Annotated in this window: 20 protein-coding genes and 2 pseudogenes; 8 read left to right on the forward strand and 14 right to left on the reverse strand. The window is 71.0% G+C overall.

The window, feature by feature from the left end:
- The 9 genes and pseudogenes from TsocGM_RS21500 to TsocGM_RS21540 form a co-directional block, all read right to left on the reverse strand.
- Positions 1-589, reverse strand: a pseudogene (locus tag TsocGM_RS21500) (hypothetical protein); the annotation flags it as partial.
- Between the two features lie 404 nt (positions 590-993).
- Positions 994-2,550 (reverse strand): transglutaminase-like domain-containing protein, encoded by a 1,557-nt coding sequence (locus TsocGM_RS21505; RefSeq protein ID WP_158633694.1) that lies wholly within the window; start codon positions 2,548-2,550, stop codon positions 994-996.
- A 361-nt stretch (positions 2,551-2,911) separates the two neighbouring features.
- Positions 2,912-3,139, reverse strand: a complete 228-nt coding sequence (locus TsocGM_RS21510; protein ID WP_233579088.1) for a phospholipid-binding protein — start codon at positions 3,137-3,139, stop codon at positions 2,912-2,914.
- A gap of 253 nt (positions 3,140-3,392) precedes the next feature.
- Positions 3,393-3,716, reverse strand: a complete 324-nt coding sequence (locus tag TsocGM_RS26585) for a hypothetical protein (RefSeq protein WP_199756864.1) — start codon at positions 3,714-3,716, stop codon at positions 3,393-3,395.
- A gap of 27 nt (positions 3,717-3,743) precedes the next feature.
- Positions 3,744-4,751 (reverse strand): DNA polymerase III subunit delta, encoded by a 1,008-nt coding sequence (gene holA, locus TsocGM_RS21520; protein ID WP_126727526.1) that lies wholly within the window; start codon positions 4,749-4,751, stop codon positions 3,744-3,746.
- Between the two features lie 301 nt (positions 4,752-5,052).
- Complete coding sequence (wecB, locus tag TsocGM_RS21525; protein ID WP_126727527.1) at positions 5,053-6,237, reverse strand: non-hydrolyzing UDP-N-acetylglucosamine 2-epimerase; 1,185 nt, start codon at positions 6,235-6,237, stop codon at positions 5,053-5,055.
- A gap of 107 nt (positions 6,238-6,344) precedes the next feature.
- A pseudogene (locus TsocGM_RS21530) lies at positions 6,345-6,578 on the reverse strand (termination factor Rho); the annotation flags it as partial.
- Positions 6,579-6,706: 128 nt separating this feature from the next.
- Positions 6,707-7,279 carry a hypothetical protein gene (locus tag TsocGM_RS21535; RefSeq protein ID WP_126727529.1) on the reverse strand — a complete coding sequence of 191 codons (573 nt, stop codon included), beginning with the start codon at positions 7,277-7,279 and terminating at the stop codon, positions 6,707-6,709.
- Positions 7,280-7,598: 319 nt separating this feature from the next.
- Complete coding sequence (locus TsocGM_RS21540) at positions 7,599-8,450, reverse strand: hypothetical protein (RefSeq protein ID WP_126727530.1); 852 nt, start codon at positions 8,448-8,450, stop codon at positions 7,599-7,601.
- A gap of 290 nt (positions 8,451-8,740) precedes the next feature.
- Between TsocGM_RS21540 and TsocGM_RS21545 the strand changes: the two genes are divergently transcribed.
- From TsocGM_RS21545 to TsocGM_RS21555, 3 genes are all read left to right on the forward strand, one after another.
- Positions 8,741-10,420, forward strand: a complete 1,680-nt coding sequence (locus TsocGM_RS21545; RefSeq protein ID WP_126727531.1) for a hypothetical protein — start codon at positions 8,741-8,743, stop codon at positions 10,418-10,420.
- A 182-nt stretch (positions 10,421-10,602) separates the two neighbouring features.
- The gene (arfB, locus tag TsocGM_RS21550; protein WP_126727532.1) at positions 10,603-11,022 is read left to right on the forward strand and encodes an alternative ribosome rescue aminoacyl-tRNA hydrolase ArfB; all 420 of its coding nucleotides are present in this window, start codon (positions 10,603-10,605) and stop codon (positions 11,020-11,022) included.
- 45 nt (positions 11,023-11,067) lie between these two features.
- Positions 11,068-11,340, forward strand: a complete 273-nt coding sequence (locus TsocGM_RS21555) for a hypothetical protein (RefSeq protein WP_126727533.1) — start codon at positions 11,068-11,070, stop codon at positions 11,338-11,340.
- 236 nt (positions 11,341-11,576) lie between these two features.
- Here the strand turns inward: TsocGM_RS21555 and TsocGM_RS25675 are convergent, their stop codons facing one another.
- The 3 genes from TsocGM_RS25675 to TsocGM_RS21565 form a co-directional block, all read right to left on the reverse strand.
- Positions 11,577-11,765 carry a hypothetical protein gene (locus TsocGM_RS25675; RefSeq protein WP_148114887.1) on the reverse strand — a complete coding sequence of 63 codons (189 nt, stop codon included), beginning with the start codon at positions 11,763-11,765 and terminating at the stop codon, positions 11,577-11,579.
- A 232-nt stretch (positions 11,766-11,997) separates the two neighbouring features.
- Entirely contained in the window at positions 11,998-13,326 is a 1,329-nt protein-coding gene (locus tag TsocGM_RS21560) for a Gfo/Idh/MocA family protein (RefSeq protein ID WP_126727534.1), read from the reverse strand.
- A 498-nt stretch (positions 13,327-13,824) separates the two neighbouring features.
- Positions 13,825-14,817, reverse strand: coding sequence for a DUF3500 domain-containing protein (locus TsocGM_RS21565; protein ID WP_126727535.1), 993 nt, complete (start codon positions 14,815-14,817; stop codon positions 13,825-13,827).
- Between the two features lie 440 nt (positions 14,818-15,257).
- Between TsocGM_RS21565 and TsocGM_RS21570 the strand changes: the two genes are divergently transcribed.
- The 3 genes from TsocGM_RS21570 (at position 15,258) to TsocGM_RS21580 (ending at position 20,344) form a co-directional block, all read left to right on the forward strand.
- Entirely contained in the window at positions 15,258-16,733 is a 1,476-nt protein-coding gene (locus TsocGM_RS21570; protein WP_126727536.1) for an aldehyde dehydrogenase family protein, read from the forward strand.
- Between the two features lie 408 nt (positions 16,734-17,141).
- Entirely contained in the window at positions 17,142-19,184 is a 2,043-nt protein-coding gene (locus TsocGM_RS26265; protein WP_158633695.1) for a hypothetical protein, read from the forward strand.
- A complete protein-coding gene (locus TsocGM_RS21580; RefSeq protein ID WP_126727537.1) occupies positions 19,184-20,344 on the forward strand; it encodes a hypothetical protein in 1,161 nt (386 codons plus the stop codon). Before TsocGM_RS26265 ends, TsocGM_RS21580 begins: the two co-directional genes overlap by 1 nt.
- Positions 20,345-20,448: 104 nt before the next feature.
- On the opposite strand, the gene TsocGM_RS21585 is transcribed toward TsocGM_RS21580, so the two are convergent.
- On the reverse strand, positions 20,449-21,285 hold the full coding sequence (locus TsocGM_RS21585) for a vWA domain-containing protein (protein WP_126727538.1): 837 nt from the start codon (positions 21,283-21,285) through the stop codon (positions 20,449-20,451).
- A 398-nt stretch (positions 21,286-21,683) separates the two neighbouring features.
- Here TsocGM_RS21585 and TsocGM_RS21590 point away from each other — a divergent pair, with 398 nt between their 5' ends.
- Positions 21,684-22,577: a TerC family protein gene (locus tag TsocGM_RS21590; protein WP_449342999.1), complete on the forward strand. Its 894-nt coding sequence runs from the start codon at positions 21,684-21,686 to the stop codon at positions 22,575-22,577.
- A gap of 55 nt (positions 22,578-22,632) precedes the next feature.
- Here TsocGM_RS21590 and TsocGM_RS21595 read toward each other — a convergent pair whose 3' ends face one another.
- Entirely contained in the window at positions 22,633-23,457 is an 825-nt protein-coding gene (locus tag TsocGM_RS21595; protein WP_126727540.1) for a sugar phosphate isomerase/epimerase family protein, read from the reverse strand.
- 284 nt (positions 23,458-23,741) lie between these two features.
- Between TsocGM_RS21595 and TsocGM_RS21600 the strand changes: the two genes are divergently transcribed.
- Positions 23,742-24,758, forward strand: a complete 1,017-nt coding sequence (locus tag TsocGM_RS21600) for a Gfo/Idh/MocA family protein (protein WP_126727541.1) — start codon at positions 23,742-23,744, stop codon at positions 24,756-24,758.
- The last annotated feature ends 5 nt before the right edge of the window (positions 24,759-24,763 follow it).

Below are 24,763 nucleotides of genomic sequence, written 5' to 3' on the forward strand. Positions count from 1 at the left end.
CCCGCCAGTACGGCGGGTAGCTGATGACCGGCGGCTCGAAGCCGAAGAAGGGCTCGTCGACCACGCCGAACAGCGGAGGAGGGTAGAGGAACCCCGGCGCCCCTCCCGGCACCGGGCCGATCGGCAGGTAGGTCGGCGGCGGATCGCCCCCGACCGCGCCGTAGGTCGGCGCCAGGAACGGGGCCGGCATGATGGGAGGCGCCAGGGACCCCGGCGCGATCGCCCCCCGGGCCGCGATCTCGTGCGCGGCCATCGTGTCGATCGTCAGCTCGTCGTCGAAGGGAACGCCCGAGGCGATCGCCGTCCGGATCGCCGCGTCGTAGATCACCTTCGTGCCGACCACTCCGCGCAGAACGGCCCGGCCCCCCCGATCGAGGACGGCAATCGGGTACGGCGCCGTGACCGGGTTGCTCGCGATTGCCTCCCGGAGCGCCTCGACCGGGCGACGCGCCGGCCTCACCGGCGCCGAGAGCGGCGGACGCGGGGCGAGTTGCCCGATCGCCGGGGCTTCCCCCGTCCCGAGCAGCCCCGCGGCCGAGAGAGTGCCGCCGAGGGCGAGGAGCGAAACGGGCCGCCGATGCCTCGTCATGGGGAGCCTCCGGCCGGGGCGGGGGTGGGGCTCTCGGAATCGCTCCCGACTCCCGAGGAGAGCCCGGGCCCACCGGCCGAGTCTATCGGCGGCCCGACTCGGGCGGCAAGCTCCCCCGGCTCGGCGACACTTGGCCGATCACGCGGGTGCCATTCATCGGGGATCTCCCGGGATCGGCACGGCCCGGCCGCCGACCCGCCTCCGGCCGGGGGACGAGGGCGGCGGGCCGGTGTCGCGATGACACCCGAGAAGACGATCGATCTCCGGCGCTCGATTCCGGTCTCGGCGTTCGATTTCCGGTCCGGGCGTAAACCAAGGGCCACCGATCCCCCGCCAGGCCGACGACCCGTCGCCGATCCGATCTCGGACGTCGGATCCGGGGGCCTGACTCTCCCCGGCCCTCGTCAGTTCACCTGGATCGGGTCCAGCGACAGCGACGAGAAGACCCGGACCACATCCAGGAACTGGGCGTAGGGGGAGACGCCGTCGAGGCTGGTGGCGTTGAGCTTCAGGTGGGTGGCGTCGACGTCGGTTTGGTTCAGGGCGGCGTCGACGGCGACCCAGCGGTTGTTCACGTAGACCTCGTTCCACATGTGGAAGCCGAAGCCGCCGAGTTGTTCGGCGTAGAGCAGGCCGATGACGACCCGGCTGGGGATGCCGGCGGCCCGGCACATGGCGGCGGTGAGCACGGCGTGCTCGGAGCAGTCGCCGGAGAGGTCTCGGGCCACGTCCTTGGCGGTGGCGAAGGCGGTCTCGAAGTTCTTCTCGCGGAGGTTGTCGGCGACCCAGTGGGTGATCGCCACCGCCCGGGACCACGGGTCGGGGCCGGCCTGGGCGATCGCCCGTCTGGTGAGGGAGACGACCTGAGGATCCTCGCTGTTGATCATCGGGTTGGCGGCCAGGTATTCCGGCTCGACCGAGTCTCGGCCGGCGGGGCCGTCCTGGGGCCCGGAGGTGCGGACCTGCAGCAGGATGGAGCCGTCGGCCCCTCGGCGGATCGACTGACGGGAGTCTGCCGGGAAGATGTCCTCCGGGCGGTCGTCTCCCGAGAGGGAGACGCGGTAGATGGCCGATCGCGAGGCGGCCGGGTTGCTCAGCCGTCGGGAGACGGGCACGATCGACGCCTGGACGATGTCGAACGCCCCGCCGCCGGGGGCCGTCGCCCCCTGCTTGGTGGTGCGATAGGTGACGATGCCGCCGAAGGCCTCGGTGCGGCTCTTGAAGATCTGGCCGTCGGCGTCGGCCCAGTAGGTCGCCTTCATGCCCGGCAGCGGCTCGCCGTCCGGGCCGAAGACCGTCGCGTCGACTCGGAGCAGCGACATCGTCACCCCGCCGCCGAGCTCGACATCCTCCATTCCCCTGGCCTCCATCACCGTCAGGCCGACCTGATTGAGGTCGGGGATGAAGGTCTTGACCTCTCGGCGCTGGCCCGGCTGCATCGGCTCATGGGAGAGGCTTAGCTCGGGCCCGTAGGGCCCCCGGACGTCGTCCGGCCAGGGCAGCTCGACCCGTCGGCGCTGGCCGCCGGCCTCCAGCGTCAGCGGCAAGACCCCGTTGACCGCATCCCCCGAGACGCGCGTCTCGTTCGGCCCGACGAGGCTGCGGGCGTCAAGCCGGAGCACCTGGCCGTCGAGCGTCTCGATCGTGCCGTAGCGGGTGGCGATGGTCACGTCGTCGTTAAGCCGCTTGATCTTCAGCTGGGAGTCGACCTGCACGCGCAGCAGCTCCCGGCCGTCCGCGGCTCGGACGGGCTCGACCCGGAGGTGGATGTGCCCCACCTTCCGACCGGCGATGTAGACGGCATCCCAAGCCTCCCTCGCCCTCGGTCGATCGGCCTCCGAAGCCTCTTGCGGCCGAGGGGACGGCGCGGCTGGAGTCGGCGGCACGGACCCCAGCAGCAGCGCCAGCGCCGCGACAACGGCGGCCGACAGCCTCCGGGAGGCCAGTTGGGTCCCTCTCATCGGCGGGATCCTCTTCGGGAAGGGCTCGGTTCGGGATCGGATTCGGATCGACCCGGCGTGAGGCGGGACGGCCGACCGATGGCCGATCGGGCCTCGAGGCGAGGTCGGATCGGCGATCGGGGGAGCGTCGATGCGTCCCGGTCCGGGGCCGTTGCTCCGACGACGGCGCGCGCCCACTATGGTCCATCCCCGGTGGGGAGGCAACCCGAACCGGTCCGGCCAATCGACGGGGGACATCGCGAGACAGGGGACGAGATCGTTGGGGAGGGGAAGCAAATGGAGAGAGGGGGAGCCCCCGGCGGGGCCGGGGGCGTCGGTCGTCGTCCCCGGTTTCCCGGGGCCGGGACGTCCGATGCGCGAATCAGGAGACGAGGATATTCATGTCGAACCGATCACTCGGCAGCAGTTCCAGCGCCGCGTAGAGTGCCAGTTGCTTGGTGTGATACGAGGGCACCCGGCCCCGGACCACGAACCGTCCCTGAACCTCCTCGACGGCCAGGTCTCGGATCCGCCCGTGGGTTGTCTGCCGGATTGAATGCTCGACTTGCTCGAGCAGGCTGGTCGAGCCGTCCTCGAAGTTCCTCCGCATCGTCCATCACTCCTGAGATCTGTGCTGGGAAAGGTGATCGCGAGGTGCTGCGATCCAGGAGGGAGTCTCACGCTTCCGTGGGGGTGAGCAACGACATTGTGGTTTGCTCCTCCCGGGAATTGCAAGGGAAAAAGCAGTCGGTTGGCCTCTCCGCCCCAGCCTCGGGGCTGCTCTCGCCCGATTCTCGGACGGCCGACGACGGTTCGGGCGGCGTGCCCGGCTGTCATATTAAACGGGGTGTGGCGGGGCCGTGTCAATCGCCCCCGCGACGATCCTCGGCAATTGGGTCGGGATGGCTCGGTCGGCCAGGCGGGAGGGAGGTCGGCGACCGGGCCGGGATGGTTGATTTGGGCAATTCCTGGGCCAGTTTTCCCAGCGCATCGCGGTCCCAGCGGGAGGCCGGGCCCTTCCAGCGGTCCCAGAACGGGCCTCGGCCTCCTCCCGTCAGCTCGCTGAGGCGCCCAAGGTTGTAGCCGAGTTGCAGCAGGTCGCGGGGATCGGGCTCCTCCCGGTCGACCAGCTCCCGGATTTTGGCCACGCAATGCGCAATCGAGTCGTCGATCGTTGGTTCGCTCATGGGTCGGCGTCTCCCGCCTCGACTCGGTCAATCGCGGCGAGGTCGGGCCAGGTCGACGACCAACCGCTCCAGGACCGATCGCTCGTCCAGCGTCGACGATCCCTTCAGCGCCAGGTCCGTCTCCAGCAGCAGGGCGGGCAGCCGATCGACCCGCTCGGGGCCGAGATGCGCGTGCTGGCGGCCGACCTTCTCGATGTCCCGGGGCCAGACGCCGGCCCGTTTGCAGGCGTCGGCCAGGTCTCGGCGGGCCCGACGGAGGGCCCCGGCGTGATGCACCTTCCGCAGCGAGATGGCCAGCGCCGCCAGCAGCCGCTGAGGAGCCTCGCCGGACGCGAGCAAGCGGTCGAGCACTCCCAGCGCCCCGGGGGCGTCCCCCGAGGAGGCCCGGTCGATCATGTCCCAGACCTCCAGGACCCGGCCGGCGCCGACCATCTTCGCCACATCGTCCCGGGCGATCCCCTTCCCCTCGCCGACGAAGGAGGCCAGCTTGTCCACCTCAGCCGCCAGCAGGCCCGGCTCCGGCCCGACCAGCTCGATCAGCAGCCGGGCGGCGTCGGCCGGGAAGCCCAGCCCCCATCGCGTCGACGCCAGGCGGCTGAGCCAGCCGGCCAGCTCCGACTCCCGGGGCGCCTTGCATTCCACCGACACCCCGTGCTGCTCGACGAGCTTGGCCAGCTTCGTGTTCGACGGCCACGACTTCACCGACAGCACCAGCACTCCCGTCGGGCTCGGCCTCGCCGCGAACGCTTCCAGCTCCTTGCGGTGCGCGGTGACGAACGGATCCGCGTCCTCGACGATCGCCACCCGTCTTGGCGCCAGGAACGGCAGCGTCCGCACCTCGTCGAGCACGGCGGCCAGCTCCGCCTGCGCTCCCGGGAAGCGGGAGACTCCCAGCTCCTCCTCGCCGCCATCCATCGCCGCCCGCACAATCGCCCGCGTCGCCTCTCTTCGGAGGTAGGCGTCGTCGCCAAAGATCGCATAGACTGGCCGGACTTCCCCCGCCCCCTTGGGCCCCATCAATTCAAAGGCGTGCATGGGATTGCGGCCGGTTCCGTGGTCCTGCGGGTTTTGCCTGCTCCCTCGACCCAGAGCATACCTCCCCGAAGGGCCCGCCGCCAAGCCGGCCGCCGCTGGCCCCGATGGCCGGCGGCTGGGGACGGAATCTCAGGGGCCCTCCGATCGCGGTCGGGCTGCGGCTGGGGGGCTTGACCGGATGGGGCCGATCGACCGGATGGATGGCCGGCCCGTCGCCTCCGAGGACAGCGGGGACGGCCAGCGGAGGTCTGTGATCATCAATCCATCGTTGAAGGATTGTTCGGGTGTCCTTGGCCGTTCCTCACGCCGCCAACCCCGCCGCTTCCCCAGGTTCTCGGGTGTCTTCGCCGATTGCCGAGGAGGGATCTTCGGCGGGCAACCCGAACCAATCGGCCAGCGCCCGGGCGATCCGGTCGCTCGCCCGGCCGTCGCCGAAGGGGCTGATCGGTGCGAGGGGGGGAACCGAGCCGGAGAGGATCGCCTCGGCCTCGGCCACGATCCGATCCGGGTCGGTCCCGACCAGCCGGCAGGCGCCCGCCGAGACCGCCTCGGGCCGCTCCGTGCGGTCGCGGAGCACCAGCACCGGACGCCCCAGCGCGGGGGCCTCCTCCTGCACCCCGCCGGAGTCGGAGAGGATCAGCCGAGACGCCTTCATCAGCGCCACGAAGTCCGGATAGCCCACCGGGTCGATCCGGGCCACCCGGTCGATTCCTCCCAGCTCGCGATCGACGACCGCCCGCACCCCGGGGCTCGGGTGGACCGGGAAGACGACGAGGAGCCCGCGATCCCGGGCCACCAGCGTCCGGACGGCGGCGCAGATCCGGGCCAGCGGCGCTCCCTGGTTCTCCCGGCGGTGGCTGGTCAGCAGGATCATGCGGGCCGTCCCCGGGGCCGTCGGCGTCGGGATCGGCGTCGGCGGTGCCGAGCGCTCGACCCACCGCAGCGCGTCGATGACCGGATTGCCCACCACCCGGACGCGAGAGGCCGGGATCCCCTCCCGGATCAGGTTGTCGCGCGCCCAGGGCGTCGGGGCGAAGTGCAGGTCGGCCAGGCGGGCGGTGAGGACCCGGTTCGACTCCTCGGGGAACGGCTCGGCCGGGTCTCCCGAGCGCAGCCCGGCCTCCACGTGGGCGAACGGGATCCGGTGGCAATGGCTCGCCATCGCCGCCGAGAGCACCGAGGTCGTGTCTCCCTGGGCGACGACCAGGTCGGGACGGGCCCGGCCCAGCCATCCTCCGATCGCCTCCAGGCAGCGGGCCGTCAGCGTCGCCAGGTCTTGCCCGGGGCGCATCAGGCCGAGATCGTCATCGGAGCGGAGCCCGAAGTCGGCCAGCGCGCGGTCGAGCAACTCGCGGTGCTGGCCGGTGGCGAGCACGATCACCTTGAAGCCGCTGCCCGGCCGTCGCAGGCGACGGATCACCGGCGCCATCTTCACTGCCTCGGGGCGGGTGCCCACCACGCACGCGACCGTCACCGAGCTTGCCATCGGGCCGACTCCCCTCTCCTCTCCCTGTCCGGCCACCGGCCGGAGGATCGGGCGGGATGATAGGCGAATCGGCCCAGGCGGGACAGGCCAACCGCTTCTCCGGCTCAGCCAGACTTGGAGTCGGGGCCGGACCTGGACTTGGGCTCGGCCTTCGAGGACGACGGCCTGGCCCGGCCGCTGCCGCCGGGCTTCTTCCCGCCGCCATCCTGCGCGTTCACGGTGGCCCAGGCGCGGCGCTCGGCCTCATCCTGGGGCACCCCACGCTGCTCGTAGCTCTCTTCGATGTGCTCGGCCTTGCGTTTCTGTTTCTCCGTGTATTTGCTCTTGTCGCCGCGAGGCATGGCGATGGCTCCGCGTTGAGTGGCCCTGATGTCGTCCGGATGGGCCCGATGCCACTGGCCAGACCCATCGATCCATCGTTCGGGCTTCATAAGCAACTCTCGGGCCGATCCGCCTCCGTGGGCCTCGGTCAGCGCCCCCCGGGCGTCCGGACGACCGAGAAGGCGACCGTGCGCTTCGTCTCCGGCCTCCCTTCCGCCAGCTCGTCCCGGAGCACGAGGTCGACCTCGTAGTCTCCCGGGGGGAACTGCTTCAGTTCGGCGAGGTAGAGCATGAAGGTCGAGACCGGCGGGTGTTCGGACTCGGGCTGGTAGTCGATCGCCTCGCGATGTTCTTGCAGGACTCGGCTCTCGCCGGCCTTTCGGAGTCGGGCGTCCTGGGTCAGGTGGGCGCGATAAGACACCCTCGCGTCGTCCCCCTTCCCCTCCTCGACTCGGATGATCGTGTAGTTGAACGGCTCGTAATAGATCTGGAGCTTCTCGTCCCGGGTCAGCTCCGGCACCTCCCGGGGGACGAAGTCCCGGAATCCTCGGGCGGAGAGGCAGAGGACCGGGTCGGTCAGGTCGGGCCTCCTTGGCTTGGACGGGGTCCCGGCGCCGTCGTCGGCCCGGAGGCCGGCGATCGAGACGGGGAGGAGCAGCAGCGCGAGCGTCAGGGCCCCTCGTCGGGGTCGGGATCGGGGTCGGGGTCGGTCGAGGGCCATCGGGTTCGCTCCCGGGTCTTCCGGTCCGGATCGATGGAAGCGGGGGCCAGGCCCGGAGGTTGGTTCGGGCCCTTCGCCCGCTCGAACCGGAAGGTATCCGGCCCGGGCCCGGCTCCGCAACGTCCGGGTGGGGCGGTTCGGGTCGAGGCGACCCGGACGGCTGTGCCGGTCGGGGAGGCCGACCCTCCGGGCCGACGCCCGGCTCGAGCGAGTCGCACCGGGAAACGTCCGAAAAAGAACAGCGGGTCCCCACGGAGGGGGGCCCGCCTTCCGGAACGGAGTCCGAGCAATGAGCGGCCGAGGAGCCGACGCCCCAGGTTCAGCGCCCCCGGCGATGCCGGCCGCGCACCCGGTGGGCGATCGCAGCGCCGGCAACCAGCGCCCAGGCCAGCACCGCGGCCGGCTCCGGGACGTTCTGGCCGCTCAGATCGTCTCCGGCGATCCGGACCGCGGCGAGGGTATCCTCGCCCGCGATCATGTCGTCGGGGGCGCCGGCGAAGGCGCTCACGATGAAGCCCTCCTTCATGTCCAGTCCTGGCAGCGTCGAGAAGCGGTCGATCGTGAACTCGAAGTCCGGGTGTTCGGCCGAGGGGTCGAACGCCAGGGCGCCGAGGTGATCGGTCAGCGAGTCGCCGAAGCTGAAGGCCAGGCCCGAGGGGGAGCGCTGGTACTCGGCCACGGTGAAGGACGCGACACCGGGGCCGGTGCCGGACTTGTTGGCCGGGACGCCGGCGACCACGTCGGGGGTGCCGTCCAGGTCCAGGTCCAGGCCGACGGCGATCGACTCCAGGCCGCCGAGGCTCGGCAAGTCTTTGCCCATGCCGACCGACAGGGCGCCGGGGTCGCCGTCGCCGTCGGCGTCGCCAGCGATGCCGAAGAAGTTCACACCGAAGTACATCCGGTCCGACGCCGAGTCGTAAGACAGGCGCAGGTCCTTGATGTTCCACCCCGTCGTGCCCGGGAGGACGGCGTTCTGGGCCACGTCCATCGGGCTGGCCAGCCCGTTGGCGTTGGGGTTGTCCACGATGGCCACGACGCCATTGCCCTGAACCAGGGGGAAGTCCGCCTCGACATCCCCGGTCAGCTGGATGGCGCCGGCCGAGGCCGCCCTGGTTGCCAGGAGCAGGCCGATACCGACCGCAAGCAAGTTGGGGCAGTTGCGCTGCCGCATGCCGTGTCTCCTTCCACGTCTCGGCGGCTGATCGGCGCCCGATCCGTCGCCCGGGGCGGGCGTCGGGGGGCGTCGGACGATCGATCGGGATCCGGCCGGGGCCCGGGGCGGGCCGCTGGCCGCCCCGCTCCCGCTCCGGCCCCGGGCGACGCTTCCCGCCCCCTCCCCCTCCCGGGGTCGAGGGCGACCCGCGTCGCTCACCGGCCCGGCCGCCTTCCCGGCGGCCCAGTTCGCGTCATGCCCGGGGCCGCTTCCGGCGCGGGCCTCCCGTGAGAAAGGACGAGGACGCCATGACCGCGATCAGGAAGATCCTCCAGGCCGTACTCTCCTGGCGTCCACGCCGGGATCCGGTCGCGCGATCCGCGCGCCGGCGCCACGGGGTGGCCGTCGAGCGTCTGGATCATCGACAACTCCTGAGCGTCAACTTCACGGGAAACGTTGTAACCGATTTCCCCGATACCACAAGTCCAGGCGTTGTCGTCCTCACTCCTGAGCCAGACGACCCCAATTACCTCATCCCCTCCATCCCCCCCGAGCCTCCGGGGTTGCAGGAATTCATCCGGGTTTCCGGCTTCCAGCTCGACGCGATCCGGGTCTCGTATGACTCGGAGCAGGACACGCTGAGCCTCGGCCTGCAGCAGCCGATCAACGAGAAGACCGGCCAGCCGGTCATCGCTGGCGACGCCGACAACAACCTCAACGGCGGCACCGTCGCCCCCGAGGTCCAGGCCCTCGACCCGAACTTTGAGGACCCGCTGATGCTCGGCGGTTCAGAGTCGATGTTCGTCAACATCGACTTCCTGAACAACGACGTCATCGGCGACCCCACGACCATGACCGACAACGTCGTTGCCGGCATTCCCACCGGCACCGACCCCGACGGCAACGAGCTGCGCAAGATCTACACCGTCGCCGCCTACTCCGACGCGGTCGGCAGCGGCGGCTTCGGCCAGCTCTTGCCCGAGTTCATCGGCTCCTCATTCCTGAGCAATACGCCCGAGGCGCCGAACTTCGAGTTCGAGATCCGCAACTTCTCGCAGCTCTATGAGGCCCGGGCGGGGGTGCCGATGACCTCGCAGTCTCGGCTCCAGATCTCGGCCTCCGCAGGCTCGGACCAGGACGACGGCATCACCGAGGCGTTCATCCCGCCGCTGGGCTTCCAAATCGGCGACGCCACGGTGCCCACTCCGCCGCCGCCTCCCCCGCCGCCTCCTCCTCCCCCGCCCCCGCCTCCTCCTCCCTGTCCGCCGTTGGAGCCGAAGGTCCTCGTCCAGCCGCATAACCACCGCACGATCAACACGGCGCACCCGCAACTGGTCCGGGTCAACGTCTTCGGCTCGCCGAACTTCAACGTGGAGGAGATCGCCTCGGCCAATCTCTCGGGGGCCGAGCCGCTGATCGTCTACACCCAGTACATCAACCGAGACCCGTATCTCGACGCCACCTACATCTTCCTCAGCACCGACATCGACCCGCTGCCGCCGGGGATCACCATGGTGACCTTCTCCGGTCAGCTCAACGACGGCACGATGTTCTCCAGTCCGTTCGAGGTCTTCAATCGCGATGTGACCTTGTTCCTGGCCGGCGTGAACACGCCTCCCCAGCCGGCCCCGACGCCTCCCCCGATCCCCGGCCAGCTCTATCGAGGGGCCCAGCCGGGGGCGATCCGACGGATCCGAAGGGAGCTGGGGCCGGCGATCCGGGGGACCCTGGGGGCCGAGCCCACCCAGGCCACCATTGCCCGGCGGGCGGCCCTGGCCTCGGTCGCCGCCCTGCCCAGCGACGGGACGCTCGGCACCGGGCCGACCGTCTCCCTCGCCTCCCGTCGTCCGGCCGCGTCGGTGGCCGCCGGCTCGACCCTCCGAGGGCCGACCATCCGGCTCTCCGGCGCCGGCCTCGGGGCGACCCGGGCGGTGGCTCCCCCGACCGTGGCGGTCGACTACGGCCTCGGCACTCCCTCGGCCCGATGAAGCCGCTTCCCTCCCGGCCGGGTCTCCAATCCGCCCCTGACCCGGCCGGGCCCCGCTCGCTAGAATAACGAGGCGACCCGAAGGCCCCTCACCCCGATCCACGATCGGGACGGGGGGCCCGACTCATCTCGACTCGACTCGACTCGACTCGACCCGTCGCATCCCGACCCCCGGGGACCGCCATGCTCCGCATCAATGACCGAATCGCGATCCCCCTGGAGGAATTCCGCTTCGACTATCTCCGGTCAGGCGGCCCCGGCGGCCAGAACGTCAACAAGGTGGCCACCAAGGCCGTCCTCCGCTGGCGGCCCGCCGACAGCCCCAGCCTCCCCGAGCCCGTCCGCCGGCGGTTGATGAAGGCCGTCGGCTCCCGGCTGAACGCCGAGGGGGAGCTGATCATCTCCTCCCAGCGCACCCGGGATCGCCTCCGCAACGTCGACGACTGCCTCGACAAGCTCCGAGACCTCGTCCTCGAGGCCTCCTCTCCCCCGAAGCCCCGGATTCCCACTCGGCCCACCCTGGCCTCCAAGGTCCGCCACACCGAGGCGAAGAAGCAGCGCTCCGCCACCAAGCGGCTGCGCAAGCCCCCCTCGCTCGACTGATCCGAATCGACTGACCGGAACGGACGCCCCCCGGAGCCTCTCCTCATGGCCGACCGCGACTATTCGCCCTACCAGCAGAAGATCATCAAACGTTATTACGAAAACTACGACGCCATCAAGGCCCAGCGCCTCGCCGACCTCGCCACCGAGCTCTACCTTGCCGAGGGCAAGAAGCGCGACCGCCTCTGGAAGCAGGTCGCCGAGATCCTCACCAAGCTGGAGTTCCCCGCCTCCCGCATCGAGCACCTGCTTGCGCAGAAGAACCCCGAGCTGATCGTCGGGATCCTCAAGGAGCTGGAAGCGAAGAAAGGCTGCTGATCGCCCGAGGTCGCCCCCTGGTCCGGTGGCACTGGGGTCCCCCTCAGAGCCTCGTCATCGCCGACCTCTTCACCCTCGGCATGCCCCTGAACCTGTCCAGGACGGTCCTCGGGGCCGGAGGCCGAGCCGGATCGGAAATCGCTTCCGCCGGAGAGCCTCGGCGGAAACCGCATTACCCCCCTCCGACCGGCGCAGCCGGCCTCACTCGACCTCCATCGCCTCCCAGCGCCGTGTCCTCAGGCTGAAGACGTCGACCCGATCCTCGTCGTCGCGACGGCTGGATCCGCCTCGAGGTTGTCAAAGGCCCCTCGACGGACGAACCGTTCGAGCGGCTCGCCATCTCCCAGGCCCGCGACCGTGCCGCCGCCGAACAGGGCGGCGGTCTGGCGCCGAAGCTCGTCCCCCGCGGTTGCCGCCCTCGACATGGGTGGCCTCCCGTTCCCGTCCCGAACCACCATCCTTGCCATGCAGGGCGGCCCGGCGACCCATCCCGATTTCTCCAGGATGGGTCGCCGGGTCGCTGGGAGGCCCTCCTCGATGCCGTCGGGAGCCGATTCGATCAGCCGGGGTCGTCTCGATCCGGCTCGGAAGATTCCCGCCCGATCGTCGGGGAAGGGAGGGATCGCGGCGGCATCCGGCCGGAACGGGTCCGATCGCTCAGGCCGGATACGTCCAGGGGGAGCGATACTCGCGCCGCAGCAGGGCGTTCGCCTCGGGGTCGCCGGGGATCTCGTGCCGGTCGTGGTCCCAGGCGATGGAGCGGCCGAGCTTGTAGGAGAGCATGCCCAGCAGGCTCATGTTCGTGGAGCGGTGGCCGATCTCGATGTCGCTCACCGGGCGTCGGCCGGAGTCGATGGCGTCGAGGAAGTCGGCGAACAGCTCTCGGATGTTCTGCTGGTCGGGCTCGTGGAGCTGCGCGGGGACGTTCACGGCCGCCTTCCTGGCGTCCCGGGGGTAGAAGGTGGTGCCGTCGAGCCAGCCGATGTGCAGCGTGCCGTTGGTGCCGTAGAAGTAGCAGCCGACGGCCTGGTCGGGATGCGTCTTCTCGGCGGTGTTGCCGGCGAAGCGGCGATGCTCCCAGCTCACGGTGAAGCTGTCGAATTCGAAGGCGGCGAGCTGATGGTCCGGGGCGTCGGACGTCTGGCGCGTCCCGTCGTTGAGGGCCGGGCCGGCGATCGGCCGGCCTCCGGTGGAGAAGACGGTCCTGGGCGCCAGCTCTTCGGTCCACCAGAGGATCTGGTCCATCCAGTGGATGCCCCAGTCGCCGAGCGTGCCGTTGGCGTAGTCGAGGAACTGGCGGAAGCCTCTCGGGTGGAGCTTCGGGTTGAAGTCGCGCATCGGGGCGGGGCCGCACCAGAGGTCCCAGTCGAGCCCGGCGGGGGGATCCTCGTTCTCGGCCGGTTCCTCGGGGCCTCCGCCATAGTGGACGAAGGCGCGGACCATCCCCACCTTGCCCACCGTACCGTCCCGGAGCATCTCCATGCCCGCGATGTTGTGCGGCGAGACTCTCCGGTGCGTGCCGACCTGCACCACGCGGTCATTCCGCCGGGCGGCCTCGACCATCGCCTTCCCTTCGAGGACCGTGTGGCCGATCGGCTTCTCCACGTACACGTGCGCCCCGGCCTCGCAGCAGGCGATCGTGATCAGCGGGTGCCAGTGGTCCGGGGTGGCGACGATGGCGATCTCGGGCCGCTCAGACTCGATCAGCTCGCGATAGTCCTTGTACACCTTGATGGAATCGGGCAGCATGCCGCCGAGCGTCGACTTGCAGGAGGCCACCTGCGATTCGTCCACGTCGCACAGCGCCACCGGCCGGCAGCGGTCGGAGGCGATCGCCTCGCGGAGGATGTTCGTCCCCCACCAGCCCGTGCCGATCAGGGCGGTCGAGAACGTCCGGTCCTGGCCCGCCCGGAGGATGCCCGGCATCGCGGCCAGAGCGCCCGAGGCCGACGCGGCCCGGACGAAGGAGCGTCGGGTTAGTCTCATGGCTGAGTCTCTTGATGGGCAGGGGTCGCGGGCCCGATCGCCGACGCCGAGGCCGGTCCGCCAGACAGGGGGGCCCAGACCCCTGACTCGGCAAGGCGAGGGCCCTCCTGGGGGGGAGGTCCCGCTCCCTCCGGAGTCCCGCGCTGGGGCCGGCTGCTCATGATGACATGATAACCGGAGACGATCACGGGGAGCCGATCCCCCCGGTCGATCGGATCGGAGTCCGTCTGCTTCTCCGGGCCACGACCCGAGGCGGACCGGCCCCCGCTCCTGGGGAGATCGCGCCGGGGCCAAGCAAGCGGACGGGATGGGCCGGCCCGCCGAACCCGGAGTCGCAGACGCCCTCGCCTCGGGATGAAGACGCGCCGCAAACCCGTCGGATTCCCGACGAGCCCGGCGACGATCGGGGACCGTGCCGGCCCCGGACCCGGCCCCGACCGCGATGGGCCGCCCGTGTCGCGAAGGCGGCCCAACGGGCCGGGGGCGATCAGCCCGGGATCAGACCTTCTTGGCGATATTCACATAAGCGTGAACGTGAGGAGCGCCGCGGAAGTGCCAGACGAAGGTCGGCCCCTCCAGCCGCCAGATGTCCCACTCGCCGTCGTTGCCCAGGTCGTCCTGCTTGTAGAAGGCCATGTGCAGCGCGTCGAGCCCGCCGCCGGCCTCGATGATCGACATGGCCTCCTCCACGTCCTCGGCGCGGTACGGGTCGAGGATGACCCGGATGACCGACGAAACCAGTTCCTTCTGGTCCGGCGAGAGCTCGCACAAGCAGATGCCCGGGAAGGTGCCGCCCTCGCCCTGCAACTCGACGGCGCTCTCGCGAGGGGCTTCGGCGACGAGGGCCAGCTCGCGCTGCTTGCCGTCCAGGGCGCCGAAGACCTGGTTGGCCTTCACGGTCTGGTAGTAGAAAACGTTGCCGGGCAGGCCCTTCTTGGCGTCTCCCTCGCCGTGTCCGTAGACGATCGGCCCGCCGAAGGCGGCGCCGGGGTTGGAGTTGCCGTCGGCGCGGAGGGTCAGGTGCCGGCCGGTCATCTCGAACTCGAAGGTGTCGGTGCCCGGCTCGCCGAACAGAGCGATGTGGTACTCCTCGAAGCCGCCGGAATCCTGGTCCATCTGGATCCGGAAGCGGTCGTACCCCTCGGGGCTGGTGGCTCCTCGGACGACCTCCTCGACGAGCATCTGCTGCTCGGTGTCCAGCTCACCGATGGTCGGCTCGGTGATCGCCCAGTTGGCGTTGATCCTCCGGCGCAGCTCGTGGTCGTAGGGGAAGCAGAGCACCTCGCGCTGCTCGGGCCTGAGCGACTGATAGAGTCGGGCGGCGGCCGTCTCGGCCGCGCTGCTGGCCGTCGGGCCGTCGCCGGCTCGGGCGATGGAGCCGCCGACCAGCGGCGCCAGCCCTCCGATCGCGGCCGCGCCGCCCACCGCCCGGACGAACTGGCGGCGGGAGAGGGTGTCGATGCGGGGCTCGTCGCAGCGTTCCTGAGCCATGAGAACTAGCCTCCAAGCGTCACGTGGAGTGATGGCATCCAGGCCCGGCGTGACCCCACGCCGGCGCCCCGACTCTATCACATCGCGCAGTGCCGGGTAAGCAAGAACCGCACTCCTCGGCGCAAACTCCCGTCAGCCCTTTCGTGCAAACCTTCCAAAAATAAAAATAACAAATTGCAAATATAATAATCAAATAAATTAAGACTATTTTTGAGCTGCAACGCTTGCTTAAACAGATCGTTCTCGAGCCTTGCCGGAGGAGTGCGAGCCCGTTCCCGATCCGCGACGCGGCGATCGTTCCGAAGCGGTTCGACCGGCGGGTTGTGAAGCGCGGTCCCGCCGGTAAGATTGAAGCAGCTGTGCCCCTCCCCGGCGGCCGCCGGGAGGGATCGGTGCCCTCTCCGCCCACCCCGCACCGCAACCGGAAAGGACGGCCCCTCATGGCCACGGCGACCGAGGCCCGCCCCGCGCTTCAGCGCTCCTTGCAGACCAAGATGCTCATCGACGGCCAGTGGCGCGACAGCCTCAGCGGCAAGACCTTCGAGACGATCAACCCGGCGACCGAGGAGGTCATCGCCCGGGTCGCCGAGGGGGACGCCGCCGATATCGACCTCGCCGTCCAGGCCGCGCGCAAGGCATTCGACTCCGGCCCCTGGCGCTCGATGGATGCCCGGGACCGCGGCAAGCTCCTGGCGAAGCTCGCCGACCTGATCGAGCGCGACATCGATGCGCTCGCCGAGCTGGAAACCCTCGACAACGGCAAGCCCCTGAACGAGGCCCGCAACGGCGACCTTCCCCTGGTGGTCGACTGCCTCCGCTACTACGCCGGCTGGGCCGACAAGATCCACGGCAAGACCATCCCCGTCCGGGGCCACTATTTCTCGTACTCCAAGCCCGAGCCGGTCGGGGTCGCGGGGCAGATCATCCCGTGGAACTTCCCGATGCTCATGGTCGCCTGGAAGTGGGGGCCCGCGTTGGCCGCCGGCTGCACCATCGTGATGAAGCCGGCCGAGCAGACCCCGCTGACCTGCCTGAAAATGGGAGAGCTGGCGATGGAGGCCGGCTTCCCCGAAGGGGTCATCAACATTGTCCCCGGGTTCGGCCCCACCGCCGGAGCGGCGCTGGTGGAGCATCCCGGCGTCGATAAGATCGCCTTCACCGGCTCGACCGAGATCGGCAAGCTCATCATGCGCAATGCGTCGCACACGCTGAAGCGCGTCACCCTGGAGCTGGGCGGCAAGAGCCCGAACATCGTCTTCGCCGACGCCGACCTGGAGAAGGCCGTTGATGGCGCCATGCTCGGGCTCTACCTCAACCAGGGCCAGTGCTGTTGCGCCGGCAGCCGGCTGTTCGTCGAGGAATCGGTTTATGATCAGATGGTCGACCGCATGGCCGAGCGCAGCCTGAATCGCCGCCTCGGCGACCCGTTCGACCCCAACACCGAGCAGGGGCCGCAGGTCGACCGCGAGCAGTTCGAGAAGATCCTCGGCTACATTGAGAAGGGCAAGCAGCAGGGGGCCCGCTGCGTGACCGGAGGCGAGCGGTTCGGCGACAAGGGCTACTTCATCAAGCCCACCGTCTTCGCCGACGTGAAGGACGACATGGCCATCGCCACCGACGAGATCTTCGGCCCCGTCATGCAGGTTCTCAAGTTCAAGGACATCGACGAGGTCGTCCGCCGCGCCAATACGACCGACTACGGCCTCGCCGCCGCCGTCTGGACCCGAGACATCACCAAGGCCCACGCCATCGCCGACCGCGTCCGAGCCGGCACCGTCTGGGTCAACTGCTACGACGTCTTCGACGCCGCCGCTCCCTTCGGCGGCTTCAAGGCCAGCGGCATCGGCCGAGAGCTGGGCGAGAAGGCGCTGGACAACTACCTCGAGTACAAGACCGTCACCATCGCGCTGGACTGACCCTGACCCCCCGCTCCCGGCGGCCGGCCCTCGCGTCGGGCCTGCCGAGAGCGAGCCCCGGGCCTCCCCCCGACCGCGCTCCTCTTCCCTCCTCCCGGGAAGAGGACGGCCGGGGGCAAGGCCAGCCTCCGAGCCCCGGGACCGATCATCTCCCCGGCGGCCTCCCCGGCCTTCCCGGCTCCTCCCCTCCCCGGCACGACTCCTCGCCGCCGGCGACGATCCCCGAGCGCGCGGCGGTCGACCTCTCCTCGTTCGCTTCCCCAGCTTCCCTGCTTTCGGTGATCGTAGTCAGATTCTCCCCCATACCCGTCCTCTCCACTAAAGGCAGCTTCGCCGCCTTTCCGATGGAAGCAGGGGACGGGTTGGATGGCCTGTCTCGATTCGCAGGGACCAGGAGGGGGAGGCGTCATGGATCGCGACGGCCCCGAGCAGGAGCCCGTCCCGGCGCGGGGGGGAGGTCGAGGCGCGACGACCCTGGCGGCGGAGCTGCTGGGCGTGCTGCTGATGACGCTCGCCACGGCCGGGGCGTGCGCCCTGCTGATCGCCGCGCATGCCCGGGTTTCGGCTCCTCCTCCAGTGGCCATCTCGGGGCCGGCCCCCCCCGCCCCGGAGCGGGCCCCGGAGCCCGAGCCGGTACCCGAGCCCGAGCCGGAACCGGAACCGGAGCCGGAACCGGAAGTCGATCCCGTCCCGATCGTCGCTTCGGAGCCGGTCGAGCCGGAGATCGACCCGACGGTTGAGGCGCTGGCCCGGATCGACCAGGAGCGCCGGACGCTCGCCGATCGGATCGGTCGAATGAGGAGCCGGCTGGCGAGCCTTCGCGATGAGCTGGAGGAGAAGGCTGATCGGGTCGATCGCTCGCTGGCCGAGGCTCGTGAGGCCGATCGTCGCCGAGCGGCGCTGGCCGCCGAGGCCGACCAGTTGGAGGCCGAGCTGCACCGGGCCGCCCTGCGGCGAGACGTGCTCGAGCGCCAGCGGGCCGAGGCCGAGCGTCGCCGCCAAGAGGCCCTGGAGCGCCCCGGCTACGCGATCCTCCCGTACCGAGGCCCCAGCGGCACCTGGCGTCGGCCTATCCCGGTCGAGTGCCGCAACGGCTCGGCCTCGCTCGAGCCGGGCGGGATGAGCTTCTCGCTCGTCGAGCTGATGGCCTCGTCCGGCCGTTCCGGTCCCTTCGGCGCCGCGGTCAAGCGGCTGGCCGCGATCCTTCAGGCCCGCGGGGCTCCCGACGGCGTTCCCGTCGAGCCCTACGTCCTGTTCGTCGTCCGCCCCGACGGCATCCGGCCGTTCTACGAGGCCCGCTCCGCCCTCGACGCCAACGGCGTCCCCTACGGCTACGAGCTGGTCGACCAGGACTGGGAGATCGAGTACCCCGACTGGGACGACCCCACCATCTGGGAGACGCTCGAGTCCCAGATGGCGGCCGACCCCGTCGCCTCCGCCGGCCTGGGAGGCGAGCCGGCCAGAGGCCCGATCGGCTGGGGAGGCGGCGGCCTTCCGGGGAGCGGAACGTTCCCCCCGGCCCCGCCGACTCCGGAAGAGCTGGTGGAGACGATGCGAAGCCTCGACGATCTGTTCCCGGCCGGGCCGGCCGGGCCGGGCCTCGGGGGACGAGGGCCCGGGGACGGTGCGGTCGTCCGAGGCGGGTCGTCCGGCGGAGGGCTCGGCTCATCGCACGAGGGAGGCCTCGTCGCGGACCCGGCCGAGGTTGGCGGCCGTCGGGCAGTCATCCCGATCGTGCCGGAGGGTCTGGAGGATGCGGCGGGCCTGGGGCCTGGCTCCGAGGGGGCTCCGGCCGGGGAAGGAGCCCCTGGCTCGACGATGGCCGGGACGGGCTCGCCGGGCCTTCCCGGCGGCGGGGGGACCGGGATCGGCGGGCAAGACGGCGATCCGGGGGAGGCTCCCGGGGGCGGTCTGAGCCGGACCCTCGCGGAACTCGCGGCCGCCGGGGGGGGCCCCGGCGGCGGCGCTCCGGAGGCCGGCGAGCGGCCGTCCCCGGGAGCCTCCGGCCCGGGGGGAGGCTCGGTGGAGCCCCGAGGGCCGAGGTCCGGGCCGTCGCGAGCCTCCGGGCTCGGGTCGCCGGGGGACGGGACCTCCGACGGCCGGGGGCTCGGCCTGGGTCTGGCCGGGGCGGGCAGGACGATCGAGCTGGTCGTCGCCTGTGGCCCGAAGGGGGTGACGATCCACCCGGGCGGGTTCAAGCTGTCCGAGCAGGTCGTCAAGGAGCAGGACGGCCGATTGGTGACGACCCTGCGGCGGGTGCTGGCGAACTCCCGGAGGAGCGAGCCGGCCGCTTCCCCGGTGCCGAGGGTGCGGTTCCTCGTCGAGCGGGGAGGCTACGGCCTCTACTGGACGGCCCGGTCCCAGGTGGAGCTGGCCGCCCCGCACTGGCCGATCTCGTGGCAGGCGACTGAGCCCCGCACCTTCTCCCTCTTCGGATCGGAGCGCTGGTGATGACTGCCCAAGCCTCGACCCGATCGCGGTCCCCCTCCCGATCTTCGGGGTCGCTCTCCCGGGTCCTCCTGGAAGCGACCGGCCTGGTGCTGGTCCTCGTCGGTGTCGGCGCCTGGATGCACGTCATCCCCGAGGCCGACCCCGCTCCGGAGGCGACCGCCTCGGCCGTCGCCGAGGACCCCGAGGCTCCCGAGATCGCCGAGCCCCGGCCGGCCGAGGAGGCCCCCTCCCCGGAGCCGGGCCCCGTCGATCCAGCCCCGGAAGCCGTTGCTGTTGCCGTCGCCCCCGATCCGCAGCCCGAGCCCGAGCCCGAGCCGCCGGGCCCGGATCCCGAGGCCCTGGCCGCCGCCGAGGCGGAGCTGCAAGCGGCCCGGGAGGCCCTGGCTTCGGCCGAGGCGGAGGAGGCCCGCCTCTCGTCAGCGCTCGAGGAGACGGAGTTGCAGGTCCTCGCCGCCGACCGGGAGGTCATGGAGGCCGGCCAGCGCGCCCGGGCCGAGGCCGAGCGCGTCGCCGCCGCCCGGGCCGACGTCGCCGCCCTCCGCGCCGAGGTCGACCGGCTCTCCCGGGTCATCGCCGCCATCGAGGCCGCCCCGAGGCCGAGGGAGGCGCTCAACTCGAGCCAGAGTCCGGTTGCTCAGGTCGTCTCGGGGGAGGAGTACCACTTCGAGGTCCGCGGCGATCGCGTCGCGTACATCGACCTCGATCGCCTGCTGGAGCAGGCCCAGGACGACGCCCGGCTCCGCCTCCGCATGGCCGGGCCGTCCGCCCGGACGATCTCGGGCACGGTCGGGCCGATCGGCTCCTTCTCCCTCTCCTACGAGGTCGGGCCCACCGGCATCGGCCTGGTTTCCGAGCTGTCGGGTCCCGCCGTCGCCGCCTCCTACGGCCTCCGAGGGTTCGAAATCGTTCCCGTTCGATCGGGACGAGGAGAGCCGTTCGAGGTCGCCTTCTCCCCCGCCGCCGAGTTCGGCCGGGTGATCCACCGCCTGAACCCCAACCGGACCACGATCACCCTCTGGGTCTACCCCGACGGCTTCCCCCTCTATCGCCGCCTCTGGGACGCCCTGCACGAGCTTGGCTTCACCGTCGCCGCCCGCCCCCTCCCCGAAGGCTTGCCGATCCGAGGGGGGCCGAACGGCTCGAGGTCGGCGGGCCAGTGATTCCGGTCGGCGAGACGCCGTCGGGAGAGGCCAGAGCCGAGGCCGCGTTCCGCGGTTCCGGACGGCCGGTCATCGCTCCCCTCCGCGAGCCCCATCCTCCCCGATCACCTTCTCAGCAGATACCGCCCCCCCGACGTGGTCGCGATGGCCCGGAGCTGCTCCGCGCCGCCCCCGCCGGCCAGGTCGATGCAGTGGATCGGCACCCGACCCCCGTTGAATTTCGAGATCCCGTCGACCGTGCCGGGGGGGAACTCGCCGTCGGAGAGCAGGAAGACGGCGTCGGGGCGGAGTCCGACGGCGAGATTCAGGGCTCCTCTCGGGTCGGTGCCCCCCTCGGCGTCGATCGAGCCGAGCCAGGAGAAGGTGGCCTGCTTGTCGCGCTGCTCCGCCGATCGGGGGACGCCGCCGGCCATGGGGATGGGGCGGTCGTTGTAGAAGATCACCAGGTGGCGCTGGGGGAAGCGCATGGCACCGATGCTCCGCCGCAGCTCCTGCTTGGCCCGGATCAGCCTCAGGTCGTCGGCCATGCTGCCGGAGCAGTCGACGACGAAGACGAAGAACGTCCCCCGGGCCCGGAGGCCGTAGAACGAGGTCTGCTGCCAGGGGGGGACGGTTCGCCAGTCGATCGCCTCCTCGTAGGGATCCTCCGACGGGTCGCGGAGCAGGGCCGCCGCCTCCTCGGCCGATCGGACAACCGGGCCGACCCTTCTCGGTCGATCCGACGGAGCCTCGGTTTCGCCGGCGTCCTGCGATTGGCCTGCCGGTTCCGGGGCGGGGGCCTCGACGGCGGGATCGGGGGCCGGCGGTTCGGGAGCGGGACGGGGCTTCGGGTCGTCGGCGAGCGCCGAGGCTGCCGGCAGCATCAGCAGCAGCGGCAGGACCAGCGGGACCGGGAGGATCGCGCTCGAAGGCGGGGACAACCAGGGTCGGGGCGTCGGCATCGGTCCCTCCGGGGGTCGTCGGGGGCGGTTCGGGAGCGGGTCCGGCCGGGGCTCGATTCTTCCAGCGTATCTCCGGGTCCTGCGGGGGGCCAGTCGGTGAGCGTTGTCTCGGCCCGAGGGCGGGGCGAATCGGGGGTCGTCGGGGGCGTTGGGCGCATGGTGGTGTCGGCTCGAGGGTGGTCGAGGGCGAGGGGAAGCGCCGGACGGATTGACCGCCGGGGCCGGCGATCCGCATGATGGAACTCTCCGGCCGGGATCGAGGTCGACCCGGAGCCGTTTCGGAGCCGTCCTGTCCGGCCGGGCCTCCCCCCCCTCCCGCACTCGTCCCGACCGCCTCGGGCGATCCCGCCTTCCCGGAGTCCGCTGCCTTGATCGAGGCCCTGACCGCTGCCGACTGGATGACCCTCGGGGGCACGATCCTGACCCTGGTCGCCCTCGAAGGGCTGCTCAGCGCCGACAACGCCCTGGTGCTGGCGGTCATGGTGCGCCACCTGCCCCGGCAGCAGCAGAAGAAGGCCCTGCGCTACGGGATCATCGGCGCCTTCCTCTTCCGGTTCATTGCCGTGCTGCTGGCGGCGACGATCCTCGACTACTGGCAGCTCGAGGTGATCGGCGGCCTCTACCTCCTGCAGTTGGGGATCCGCCACCTGATCCGGGGGGAGGAGCCCCCTCACGAGGACTCCCTGGAGCCGTCGTCGGACCTTCCGGCCGAGGGGCTCGCCCTGCCGACGGCGGCCGGTGCCGAGCCCGACTCCCCCTCCGCCACCGCCGTTTCTCCCGCCGCCACCATCACCAGGAAGGGTCGGCGAGGGGGCTTCTGGGCGACGGTGGCGGGCGTGGAGATGGCCGACATCGCCTTCTCGATCGACTCGATCCTCGCGGCGGTCGCCCTGGCCGACGGGATGCCGGATCGGCTCCGCGAGGTGCATGTCGTCTTCTTCCCGCTGGAGACGTGGGTCATCTACATCGGCGGGGTGCTGGGCATCATCACGATGAGGTTCGTGGCCGGGTACTTCCTGCTCCTGCTGGAGCGCTTCAAGGGGCTGGCCCTGGGGGCGTACGCCCTGGTCGGCTGGATCGGCCTGAAGCTGATCGGCTCGGGCTTCCACCACGCCCTCTACCGGGGAGATCATCGCCTGACGTCCGGCTGGAAGGGGGAGATTCCCGACTGGATCGCCCGGAACCTGGAGATGCCCTCCTGGTTCTTCTGGGGCGTGATGCTCCTCATCCTGGTGATGAGCATGATGCTCAGCCCCCGGAGGCACCCGGAGGCGGTGCGAGCGGCCGACTGAGCGGCCTCCGACGGCGGACGCTCCCGATCGCTCCGGGAGCGTCCGCCGGGAGGGCTCAGGCGTAGGTGACGCCTTCCCGGGAGAGGCAGGTCTGCAACGCGACGGCGGCGTCTCCGAACCGCTCCGGGCCGGTGAAGCCGGTGCTGGCCTCGGCCACCAGCAGGTGGGGCTCCAGGACGCAGTACCCCTCGAACCCCCGGGAGACGGCGTCGGCGATCAGCCGGGGAATCTCCCCCTCGCCTTCGCCGGCCGGGACGTTCTTCTTGAGCTTCGTGTCGTAGTCCTTCACGTGGAAGTGGGCCACGCGGTCGCGGAGCATCGTCCAGGCCTTGTCGATCGGCTGGCCGACCTCCAGGTAGTTGGCCGGGTCGAAGGCATGGGCGAGCGCGGGGGAATGGACCGCGTCGAGGATCTCCTTCACCCGGTCGGCCGTGTCGCCGTAGATCCCCTTCTCGTTCTCCAGCATCAGGGTGACCCCGCGCTGCTGGGCGATCTCGGCCTTGGCGGCCATGCGGCGGAGAACCTCGTCGCGGTGGTCGGCCGGAGAGGAGCCCTGGGGGATGTAGTAGGAGAAGACTCGGATGCGGGGGCACTCGTAGAAGTCGCAGAGCTTCAAGGCGATCTCGTACCGCTCCAGGTGGGGCTCGAACGGCTCGTCGGCCTTGATCTTGCCGATCGGTGAGCCGATGGCGCTGAGGCCCATACCGCGCTCCTTCAGCAGCGATCGGAACTGCTCGTGCTGCTCGTCGGTCAGGTCGAGCACGTTGATCCCGAAGATGGACCGGAACTCGACGAAGCGAATGCTGTGCATCAACAGCGTGTCGAGCTGCTCGGTCGGATCCGGGGAGATCTCGTCGGCGAAGGCGCTCAGGTAGATCATCGCTGGGGAGTCCCGTGGCGGGGGGCCCGGTTCGCGGGGTGAGGGCAGGTCGGTTGCGTCCGGAGGGCCGAGGGGGCCAGGCCTTCATCCTACCAGCCGACGGCCGGCGTGCGAACGGCCCCGGGGGCCTCTGGGCTCGGTTCGGGCCGCCTGGGGGGGAGAAGGGGATCCTCAGCCTCGGGTCCAGGGGGCGTCGGAGCGCGGGGTTGCCCTTCCCCGCCGGTCGTGATGCGATGGGGGCAGGACCGAGCCGGGCCGGTGTCGGGGGGACGGGGAGGATCACCATGCGACTGGGACTGATCGGCGCGACCGGGCACTGGCACTCCTACGCGGCGGCCCTCGACCGCGTCCCCGGCCTGGTCCTGGCCGCCGTGGCCCCGGCCGGCCCCGAGGAGACCGTCGGGTCGTTCGACCACGCTCCCGGCCTCTCGGCCGACACCCGGCGCTTCGAGGATGCCGAGGAGCTGCTCGACACCGCCCTCCTGGACGTCGTCCAGGTCGCCGCCCGGTGCGACCGGATCCCCGGCTGGACCCTCCGGTGCCTGGAGCGGGGGCTTCCAGTGCTGGCCGAGAAGCCGCTGGCGATGGACTTGCCCACCCTCGAACGCCTCATTCGCGAGGCCGAGCGGACCGGGGCGGCGCTGGTGCCGATGCACACCATGAGGGCCGTCCCCGAACTGGCCGCGGTGCGCCGGGCCGTCCGGGCCGGGGCGATCGGCGAACCGCTGCTGAGCTTCAGTCAGAAGAGCTACAAGTGGGGAGCCTCCCGCCCCGACTGGTACCGCAGCCGGGAGACCTTCCCCGGCCTCGCCCCCTGGGCCGGCATCCACGCCTTCGACTGGCTGTACTGGATCCTCGGCGACGTCTTCACCGAGGTTTCGGGGCGGGAAGGGGCCTCCGCCCACCCCGACTTCCCCGCCTGCGCCAGCCAGGCCGGCTTCGTGTTCACCATGAGCAATGGAGGCGTTTCCTCGGTGACGCTCGACTACCTCCGGCCGGAGGGGGCCGGCTCGCACGGGGACGAGCGCTTGCGCGTGGCCGGCACCCGGGGGGTCGTCGAGCTCTCCCTGGCCGAGGGCCGCCTGACGCTCACCACCGCGACGGACGGCCCCCGCCCCGTGCCGGTGCGCCCCCAGCTCGACCTGTTCACCCGGCTCCTGCGATCGCTCCGGGGAGAGGGGCCGCCTCCGATCGAGCCGATCGAGGCCGGCCGGATCACCGAGATCGCCTTGAAGGCCCAGCAGGCCGCCGAAACCGGCCGCGCGATCTCGCTGGAGGACTCTCCCTTTCGGAGGGCGTGACCCCC

The sequence above is a fragment of the Tautonia sociabilis genome, assembly GCF_003977685.1.
Taxonomy (GTDB): domain Bacteria; phylum Planctomycetota; class Planctomycetia; order Isosphaerales; family Isosphaeraceae; genus Tautonia; species Tautonia sociabilis.